Source organism: Subdoligranulum sp. APC924/74 (assembly GCF_003324125.1).
Classification (GTDB): domain Bacteria; phylum Bacillota; class Clostridia; order Oscillospirales; family Ruminococcaceae; genus Gemmiger; species Gemmiger qucibialis.
Window position 1 is genome coordinate 1 of the sequence record NZ_PSQF01000097.1, and the last position, 9,086, is coordinate 9,086.

General features: G+C 60.7%; 9 protein-coding genes. 7 read left to right on the top strand and 2 right to left on the bottom strand.

Translation table 11 applies throughout. The annotated features are described in order from the left end of the window. Nucleotides 1-192, top strand: a 192-nt coding sequence (locus C4885_RS16790; RefSeq protein WP_207657597.1) for a hypothetical protein, incomplete at its 5' end; no start/stop codon positions are given. Nucleotides 193-262: 70 nt separating this feature from the next. On the opposite strand, the gene C4885_RS13930 is transcribed toward C4885_RS16790, so the two are convergent. Then, the gene (locus tag C4885_RS13930; protein ID WP_114000916.1) at nt 263-1,945 is read right to left on the bottom strand and encodes a phospho-sugar mutase; all 1,683 of its coding nucleotides are present in this window, start codon (nt 1,943-1,945) and stop codon (nt 263-265) included. Nucleotides 1,946-2,281: 336 nt separating this feature from the next. Further along, nucleotides 2,282-2,818, bottom strand: coding sequence for an ECF transporter S component (locus C4885_RS13935; RefSeq protein ID WP_199488121.1), 537 nt, complete (start codon nt 2,816-2,818; stop codon nt 2,282-2,284). Nucleotides 2,819-2,928: 110 nt separating this feature from the next. Here C4885_RS13935 and C4885_RS13940 point away from each other — a divergent pair, with 110 nt between their 5' ends. The 6 genes from C4885_RS13940 (at nt 2,929) to C4885_RS13965 (ending at nt 9,008) form a co-directional block, all read left to right on the top strand. Then, complete coding sequence (locus tag C4885_RS13940; protein WP_114000918.1) at nt 2,929-3,336, top strand: DUF3842 family protein; 408 nt, start codon at nt 2,929-2,931, stop codon at nt 3,334-3,336. A 336-nt stretch (nt 3,337-3,672) separates the two neighbouring features. Continuing rightward, the gene (gene yfcE / locus C4885_RS13945) at nt 3,673-4,236 is read left to right on the top strand and encodes a phosphodiesterase (RefSeq protein WP_114000919.1); all 564 of its coding nucleotides are present in this window, start codon (nt 3,673-3,675) and stop codon (nt 4,234-4,236) included. 108 nt (nt 4,237-4,344) lie between these two features. Next, nucleotides 4,345-5,652, top strand: coding sequence for a M18 family aminopeptidase (locus C4885_RS13950; protein WP_114000920.1), 1,308 nt, complete (start codon nt 4,345-4,347; stop codon nt 5,650-5,652). Further along, on the top strand, nt 5,649-6,593 hold the full coding sequence (gluQRS, locus tag C4885_RS13955; RefSeq protein ID WP_114000921.1) for a tRNA glutamyl-Q(34) synthetase GluQRS: 945 nt from the start codon (nt 5,649-5,651) through the stop codon (nt 6,591-6,593). Before C4885_RS13950 ends, gluQRS begins: the two co-directional genes overlap by 4 nt. Nucleotides 6,594-6,693: 100 nt before the next feature. Then, entirely contained in the window at nt 6,694-8,727 is a 2,034-nt protein-coding gene (locus C4885_RS13960; protein ID WP_114000922.1) for a cation-translocating P-type ATPase, read from the top strand. Beyond that, nucleotides 8,724-9,008 (top strand): acylphosphatase, encoded by a 285-nt coding sequence (locus tag C4885_RS13965; protein ID WP_114000923.1) that lies wholly within the window; start codon nt 8,724-8,726, stop codon nt 9,006-9,008. The genes C4885_RS13960 and C4885_RS13965 overlap by 4 nt, the downstream gene beginning before the upstream one ends. The last annotated feature ends 78 nt before the right edge of the window (nt 9,009-9,086 follow it).

Below are 9,086 nucleotides of genomic sequence, written 5' to 3' on the forward strand. Positions count from 1 at the left end.
GCCAAGCCAAAAGCGCAGATAATACTGGATGCTGCAAAGGTGAGCGCCGCCAGTGGCGGAAACAGCGAACCGAAGCACGATGCGGGTACCGCAACCCGACATTATCGAGCATTTTGGCAACGCAGATGCCGTGCCGCAGCCGCCGGAGCGGTGCTTGAGCCGCAAGGCGGGAATTGTGCGGTGTTGCCCTAATTACTCATTTCTAATTACTCATTTCTAATTTCTAATTCTCCCATCCAACTCCTCACTCCTACCCCCTAACTCACTTCATGAGCATTTCCGCCGCCTTCGCCAGCTCCGCGTTCACCGCATCGGCTTCCGCTTTGCTCTTGCCCACGGCGGACAGATACACTTTGATTTTCGGCTCGGTGCCGGAGGGGCGCACCATCAGCTTGTGGCCGCCCGCCAGGTGGTATTCCAGCACGTTGGCGCGGGGCAGGCCGGTGCCATCGGTATCATAATCCGCAACACGCTCCACCGCATAGCCCGCAATCTCTTTGGGCGGGTCGGCGCGCAGAGTCTTCATCAGGTTCTGCATGGTGTACATGCCGGTTTCGCCCTCAAAGGCAAAGCTGCACAGGGCGTTGCGGTAATAGCCAAACTCTTTGTACAGCGCTTCAATGGCATCCAGCAGCGTCATGCCCTGCTGGGCATACCAGGCGGCGGCTTCACACACCAGCAGCGTGGCGTTCACGGCATCCTTATCCCGCACATGTCCGCCGGACAGGTAACCATAGCTCTCCTCAAAGCCAAAGATATAGCGTTCCACACGGCCCTCTGCTTCCAGCTTGCCGATCTGCTCGCCGATGAACTTAAAGCCCGTCAGGGTGCGGCGCAGCTCCACGCCGTACTTTTTGGCAACCGGCGTTGCCATATCGGTGGAAACAATGGTGGTCACGGCCACGGGATCCTTGGGCATGGTGCCGCGGGCCAGGCGGGTGCGGCAGATATAATCCAGCAGGATAATGCCCATCTCGTTGCCGGTGATCAGCCGGTAGCCGCCCTTGCCGTCCGGCACAGCGGTGCCGCAGCGGTCACAGTCGGGGTCGGTGCCAAGCAGTAGATCCGGGTGTACTTTATCGCACAGTTCCAGGCCCTTCTGCATGGCTTCGCGGATTTCCGGGTTGGGATACGGGCAGGTGGGGAAGTTCCCATCCGGTGTTTCCTGCTCCGGCACCACCGTCACATGGGTCACACCCAGCTTGGCCAGCAGTTTTTTTACGCACTCCAGGCCGGTGCCGTTCAGCGGGGTGTACACCAGCTTGAGCTGCTCAATGCCGGTGCCATCGCCAACGCGTTGGTTATATACAGCCTGTACAAAATCATCCAGGCATTTGTCGTCAATGCTCACAATGCGGCCTGCCTGCACACCGGCTTCATAATCCACCAGCTTTACGCCGTCAAAGCAGTCCACTTTTTCGATTGCAGCCAGAATTTTATCTGCCACTTCCAGCGTGATCTGGCAGCCATCGGCGCCATACACTTTATAGCCGTTGTACTTGGCCGGGTTGTGGCTGGCTGTAATGCAGACGCCTGCCCCGCAGCCCAGATAGCGCACCGCCCAGGAAAGTGCGGGCGTGGGCTCCAGCCGCGGGTACACGCAGGCGGTAATGCCGTTTGCCGCCAGCACGCGGGCAGCTTCGCGGGTGAACAGTTCGCCGTTATTGCGGCTGTCATGCGCAATGGCGATCTTTTTGGGCAGGTCGGTCGCGTTCAGGTAATCGGCCAGGCCCTGGGTGGCCTTGCGCACCGTGTACAGGTTCATGCGGTTGGTGCCCGCCCCCAGCACACCGCGCAGGCCGCCGGTGCCAAATTCCAGGTCACGGTAAAAACGGTCCGTGATAGCAGCATCATCCCCGGCAATGCCGTGCAGTTCTTCCGCCACAGCGGTATCCAGTTCCGGTTGGGCCAGCCAACGGTCATACAGTTCTTTCGCTGTATTCATAACAGCACCTTCTTCCTCAAAGTCAGTTTCAGGAAGTGTTCGTTATTTATCAAAGGCAACACCGCACAATTCCCGCCTTGCGGCTTAAGCACCGCTCCGGCAGCTGCGGCACGGCATCTGCGTTGCCAAAATGCTCGATAAGACATCCAGTATTATCTGCGCTTTTGGCTTGGCATCTGCCGCACCTCGCTCGCCGTATCGGCACTTAGAATTATGCGGTATTGCCCAAACATTTACACAGCCCTTATTATAGCAGATACTTGGCCGCAAAAAAAGCCGCGGCGGGTAAAAATTTTACCAGCCGCGGAAATTATACATTTTGTATTTTTCTTTCGTTTACACCGTATCGCGCAGCACACCGGCGTGTTCCAGCCCCACCATCACCACGGGGATCAGCACCAGCTGCAACACAATGCCCGGCAGCGCGGTGGCAAATGCACCGGCAATGAACATCTGCATGGTAAAGCCATTTCCGCCAAGGCCCAGCAGCACGGTTTGGGCCACGCCCCACACAGCGCGCCCGGCCAGCATGGCGGGCACCAGCGCCATATAAACGCCCGCCACGCCGCGCTTGTTCAGCTTGGCATACAGCAGGCCGATCACCGCGCCATAGGCAGCCAGCTCAAACGCCATGCCAATGCCGGTGGGGTACAGCACCGGCATGCCAAACAGCAGCCCGCGCAGCAGCGGCATTACCGCGCCAACGGCCAGGCCATACGGCCAGCCGCATACCATGCCGCACAGCAGCACGGGAATGTGCATCGGCAGCAGCATTTTGCCGATCTGCGGGATCTGCCCGGTGATAAGCGGCAGCACCAGGCCCAGGGCCAAAAACAGGGCGGAAAGGGTCAGCTTACGGGTGGATGTTTTCATGATTCAAACTCCTCACATTCTATTTTTTTATTTGATTCCACAGTTTGACAGCAGCAGAACACCATGATACGATGATGGTAAAACAGAGATAAAGAAAGAGGGTTTCTTTTATGGAAATTCTTGTGATTGACGGACAGGGCGGCGGGCTGGGCCGCCAGCTGGTTGCCGCCGTTAAAAAGGCCGTTCCGCAGGCGGTAGTAACGGCCATCGGCACCAACAGCGCGGCCACTTCCGCCATGCTGAAAGCCGGGGCTGACCGCGCCGCCACCGGCGAGAACGCCGTGGTGGTGGGCTGCCGCCGGGCGGATGTCATTTTGGGGCCCATCGGCATTGTGATGGCCGACGCCCTGCTGGGCGAAATCACCCCCGCCATGGCGCAGGCCGTAGCCCAAAGCGATGCCCGCCGCATCCTGATCCCCGCCAACCGGTGCGATACCCTGGTGGTTGGGGTGAGCGCCCCCATCGGCACCCTGGTGGAGCAGGCCGCCGCGGCCGTGCTGGACGGCTGCCGGAACTAAGGCAACACCGCACAATTCCCGCCTAGCGGCTTAAGCACCGCTTCGGCGGCTGCGGCACTTAGAATTATGCGGTATTGCCCTAAAGCGTATCGGAAAACCGCATAAAAATCCACAAAAACAAAATGCAGAAAATGTCCTGTCCCCCTGCTGGGGAACACGATACCTTCTGCATATCTATCATCAAAGCAATATCAAGTTGTCATCTGCCATACGGTGCAGCATGCACCAGGATGTTGGGCGCTTCTGCGCCGCAAAGGCCGGCTTCCTGCCGGTCGATTGATATTATTATAGTATAAGGCGGCGTGCTGCGTCAAGCCCACCGCCGGAGGAACTGCCATGAAACTGATGATTGCATCCGACCTGCACGGTTCGGCTTTTTACTGCAGGCAGCTGCTTGCCGCCATGGAGCGCGAGCAGCCGGACAAGCTGTTGCTGCTGGGGGATATTCTATACCACGGTCCCCGCAACGACCTGCCGGAGGGCTATGCCCCCAAAGAGGTAATTGCCATGCTGAATCCCCTGCGGGAGCAGCTGCTGTGCGTGCGCGGCAACTGCGATACCGAGGTGGACCAGATGGTGCTGGACTTCCCGATTTTGGCCGACTATGCCCTGCTGTATGCCGGTTCCCGCACAGTGTTTGCCACCCACGGCCACCATTACAACACGGCCTGCCCGCCGCCGCTTGCCAAGGGGGATATTTTGCTGCACGGCCACACTCATGTGCCCGCCTGGCAGGAATTTGGCAGCGGCAATTTGTATCTGAACCCTGGTTCCGTTGCCATCCCGAAAGAAAACAGCGCCCATTCCTATATGATGCTGACCGATTCCGGCTTTGCCTGGAAAGATCTTGAAGGCAGCATATACCATACACTCGCATTGGATTGCCCAAACTGCGGTTGAATCAATCGCTTGTGCGGTGTAAAATAAAATGGGGTGGGATTCTTTTGTCCCACGCGCCAACAATCATACAGATTTCATCATATAAACATAAAAGGATGGTTCTATACCATGCAAATTGAACAGCTTTTTGATTTTCTGCACCGGTCAGTGTCGCCGTTCCACGCGGTACACACTGCAGCCCAGCTGCTGGATGCCGCCGGTTACACCCGCCTGGAGGAAGCCGAATACTGGAATTTGGAACCGGAACACGGTTATTATGTGACCCGCAACGAAAGTTCCATCATTGCCTGGCGGGTGCCTGCCCACGCCATTGGCGGCTGGCGCATTGCTGCCAGCCATTCCGACTCCCCCACCTGGCGCATCAAGAACACCAACGTGAACGCTGCGGGTTGCATCAAGCTGAACGTGGAAGGCTACGGCGGAATGATTATGTCCACCTGGCTGGACCGTCCGCTTTCCGCCGCCGGGCGTGTGCTGGTGCGGGATGAAGCCGCCGGTACGCTGGAAAGCCGCCTGGTGGACCTGGACCGTGATCTGCTGGTCATCCCATCGCTGGCCATCCACATGGACCGCACGCTGAACAGCGGCCACGCCTTTAACCCCCAGGTGGACATGCAGCCCCTATACGGGCTGGAGGGTTCCAAGCCCTTCCCCGCCCTGCTGGCTGAGGCCGCCGGTGTGAAAGAAGAGGACATTGTGGACTTTGACCTTTCGCTTTACACCCGCCAGGCACCCACCCGCATCGGGCCGGACGGCGAGCTGTTCATGGCCCCCCGCATTGACGACCTGGAGTGCGCCGCCACCACCCTGTACGGCTTTTTGGATGCCGCCCCTGAGACCGACAGCGCTTGCGCCCCGGTCTGGGCGATGTTTGATAACGAAGAAGTGGGCAGCAGCACCCGCCAGGGCGCAGACAGCAGCTTTTTGCGCGATGTGCTCGACCGCATCCTGAATGCGATCCCCCACAGTGCCCAGGCACAGGCCCAGGCATTTGCCAACAGCTTTGTGCTCAGCGCCGATAATGCCCACGCCGTTCACCCCAATTTTGCTGATAAGGCTGACCCCTGCAACAAGGTCATTTTGGGCAAGGGTGTTGTGGTCAAAGTCAATGCCAGCCAGAAATACACCACCAGCGGCCTGACCGGCGCGATTTTTAAGGAGATCTGCCGCAAGAACAACGTTCCTGTGCAGGTGTTTGCCAACCGTGCCGACCTGCCGGGCGGCAGCACGCTGGGCAACCTGCAAAGCCATACCGTGCCGGTTCCCATGGTAGATATTGGCCTGGCCCAGCTGGCCATGCACAGTGCGGTGGAAACCGCCGCGGTGGCCGATGCTGACGCCATGGTGCGGGCCGTTGCCGGGTTCTACCGCGTCCACCTGCGCAGCCTGGGCGATGCCCGCTATACGCTGGAATGAGCAGCACAGTCGGGCGCTATGCGCCAAGCCCCAGCGGGCGGATGCACCTGGGCAACCTGTGCTGCTGCCTGCTGGCGTGGCTTTCGGCCAAAAGCAGCGGCGGCAAGGTTGTGCTGCGCATTGAGGATCTGGATGCCGTGCGCTGCCCGCGCGAATTTGCTGATCTGCTGGAAGCAGACCTTGCCTGGCTCGGCCTTGCCGCAGATGAAGGCGGCAGCAAGGGCGGCCCTCGCGGCCCCTATTACCAGAGCGAGCGCAGCGCTATCTATGAAGAATATTACCAAAAGCTGGTGCGCAAAGGGCTGGTTTACCCCTGCTTTTGCAGCCGCAGCCAGCTGCACGCCGCCGATGCCCCCCACCGCTCCGATGGGAATGTGGTATACGCCGGGACCTGCCGGAACCTGACGCCGGAAGAGATCGTTCTGCGCACCGCCAGGCGCAAGCCAGCCTGGCGGGTGATGGTGCCGGACGAAACCATTTCCTTTGTGGACGGCCACATGGGCCCCTATGCCGAGAATCTGGCGCAGGACTGCGGGGACTTTTACCTGCGGCGGGCGGACGGTGTGTTTGCCTACCAGCTGGCCGTGGTGGTGGATGATGCCCTGATGGGCGTTACCCAGGTGGTGCGCGGGGCAGACCTTTTGTCCAGCACGCCGCGCCAGCTGTGGCTCTACCGGGAACTGGGCCTGCCCGCGCCGGAATTTTATCACATGCCGCTGCTGCTGGCCGTGGATGGGCGGCGGCTTTCCAAACGGGATGGGGACGAAAGCCTGGAGCATTTACAGGCGCGCTATACGCCGGAGCAGATCATTGGCCGTTTGGCCTATGCCTGCGGGCTGCAAAACGCCCCGGACCCCCGCACCCCTGCCGAGCTGGCCGACGGCTTCAGCTGGCAGCGCGTGCCGCAAAACGACATTATTCTGCCGGAAGGTCTGTTTTAATGGTAGGGGTGTGCCGTCAGGCACCCCGGCCCAATCACCGGCTTTCTTCCACCAACATCTCCTGACGCTTGCAACTCTTATTTGATACGGGAGTGTTCCAATGCAAAATTTTGAACCTACCGGGGCCGCTGCCGCCATGCCGGGCAGCGCTGTTCCCCAGATCAAGCGGCGGCTGGTCATCAGTGCCTGCCTGCTGATTCCGCTTTTTTACCTTGGCCTTGGCGCTGCTTTCGGGTTGCCACTGCCGCCGTTCCTGACCGGTGATAACGCCATGTGGTGCGGCATTGTGCAGCTGGTGCTCACCGTGCCGGTCTGCTGGCTGAACCGTTCCTATTTTATCAACGGCTGCAAGAGCATCCGCGCCCCCGGGCCGGATACGCTGGTGGCGCTCAGTTCCGGGGCGGCGCTGGTTTACGGCATAATCGCCATTTTTACACAGGATGCCCCGCAGGAGCTGTTCCTGCCCTCTGCCGCCGCTATTTTGATCTTTGCCGCAGCCTGCCAGCTGCTGGAAGTACGGTTTAAGGCACAAGCCATGGCCCCTCTGCACAGTCTGGCAGAGCGCATTCCCGAAACCGCCTGCGTGCTGCGCAGCCGCCAGCAGTACACCGTGCCGCTGAATGAAGTCGCGGTGGGCGATATCTTCCTGATTCGTCCCGGCGATGTGATGCCGGTAGATGGCGTTGTCATTGATGGCGAAACCACGGTGGATGAATCTGCCCTGACCGGTGCCGCCGCCCCCGTGGCCAAACACAAAGGCAGCACTGTTTACGCCGCCACCGCCAACCAGGGCGGCGCCCTGATCTGCCGTGCCACCCGCATCGGGCCAGATTCCACCGCCGCCCAGCTGGTACATACCGTGCAGACCACTGCCGCTGCCAAGGTGCCGTTGAGTTCCCTGGCCGATAAGGTACGCAGCGTGTTTGTGCCCGCCGTTATCGGCATTGCCTGCGTGGTGCTCATCATCTGGCTGCTGCTGGGGCAGAGCTTTGCTTTTGCGCTGGCCCGCGCCATCAGCGTGCTGGCTGTCAGCAGCCCCTGTGTGCTGGCGCTGGCAGCTTCGGCTGCCATCATGTCCGGTGCCAGTGTGGGTGCCAGGCACGGCATCGTGTTCAAAACAGCCGCCAGCCTGCAGTCCATCGGTACCCTGCACACCGCCGTGCTGGATAAAGCCGGAACAATCACCAACGGCGAGCCGGAAGTGGTCACCATTGTGGGCACCCGCAGCGTGCCCGCCAAGTTCCTGCTTGGCATGGCTGCCGGGCTGGAAAGCCAGAGCCAGGACCCGCTGGCCCGCGCCGTGATGCGCAAAGCCGCTGCGGAGAACATCAAGCTGAGCGCCGTTAAGGACGTTACCATTCTGGACGGCCAGGGCCTGACCGGCAAAATGGCCGGCAAGGTGATGGCAGGCGGCAGCGCAGAGTTTATTGCCGCCCAGTGCGAGCTGACCCCCGATTTGCAGCAGGCTGGCGAGCAGCTGGCCGCTGACGGCATTGCCCCGCTTTACTTTTCGCTCGACGGCCACGCAGCCGGTTTGATCGGCGTTGCCGATGCCGTAAAGCCCGCCAGCAAAGCCGCCCTTGACGCGCTGAAAGCCCTTGGGCTGGATGTGATCCTGTTGACAGGCGACAGCCGCACCAATGCAGACCGCATTGCCGCTCAGGTTGGGCTGGATGACGCCCACGTGGTATCCGGCCTTGCCCCCGCAGAGCTGGAAGCCGAACTTCGCCGCCTGCAAACAAACGGCCCTGCCGCCATGATAGGCAGTACTTCTGCCGCCGCGGCACTGGCCTGTGCCGATGTCGGCATTGGCATGGGAGCCGAGCCGCTGCCCGCCGCCGATGTGATGCTGCTTCGGGACGATTTGGCCGATGCCGCTGCCGCGGTGCGCATTTCCCGCGCGGTGGATGCCCGCATTGCCCAGAACACCCGCATGGCGCTGGTTTACAGCGTGCTGCTGCCGCTGCTGGCCGCCGGTGTGCTTTACCCGCTGAACTTTGTGCTGCACCCGATCGATTCCGTCATTCTTATGACGCTGTTTGTGGCGTGGCTGCTGTCCGGCACGGCCCGGCTGAACAGCTTTGACCCGAAACCCGCCAGCCAGAGCGAACCGCAGAAGGAGCCCGCAGAATGAGCGCCGCCGTGGAACGCCGCCACTGGCATTTTACCGGCAGCGTGCAGGGGGTTGGCTTCCGCTACCGTGCGCAGTATGCCGCCCAGCTGCTGGATCTGACCGGCTGGGTGGAAAACAACTGGGACGGCACAGTGGACCTGGAAGCCCAGGGTTCCGCCGCCCAGCTGGATCGCCTGGTGCCCACCATTACCGGCACCAGCCATTGGATCCACATTGAAACCTTTACCTGCAAATCCATCCCCCCGGACCCTGCCGAGCGCAGCTTCCGCGTGCGGGGATAAGGGCAACACCGCACAATTCCCGCCTAGCGGCTTAAGCACCGCTTCGGCGGCTGCGGCACGGCATCTGCGTTGCCAAAA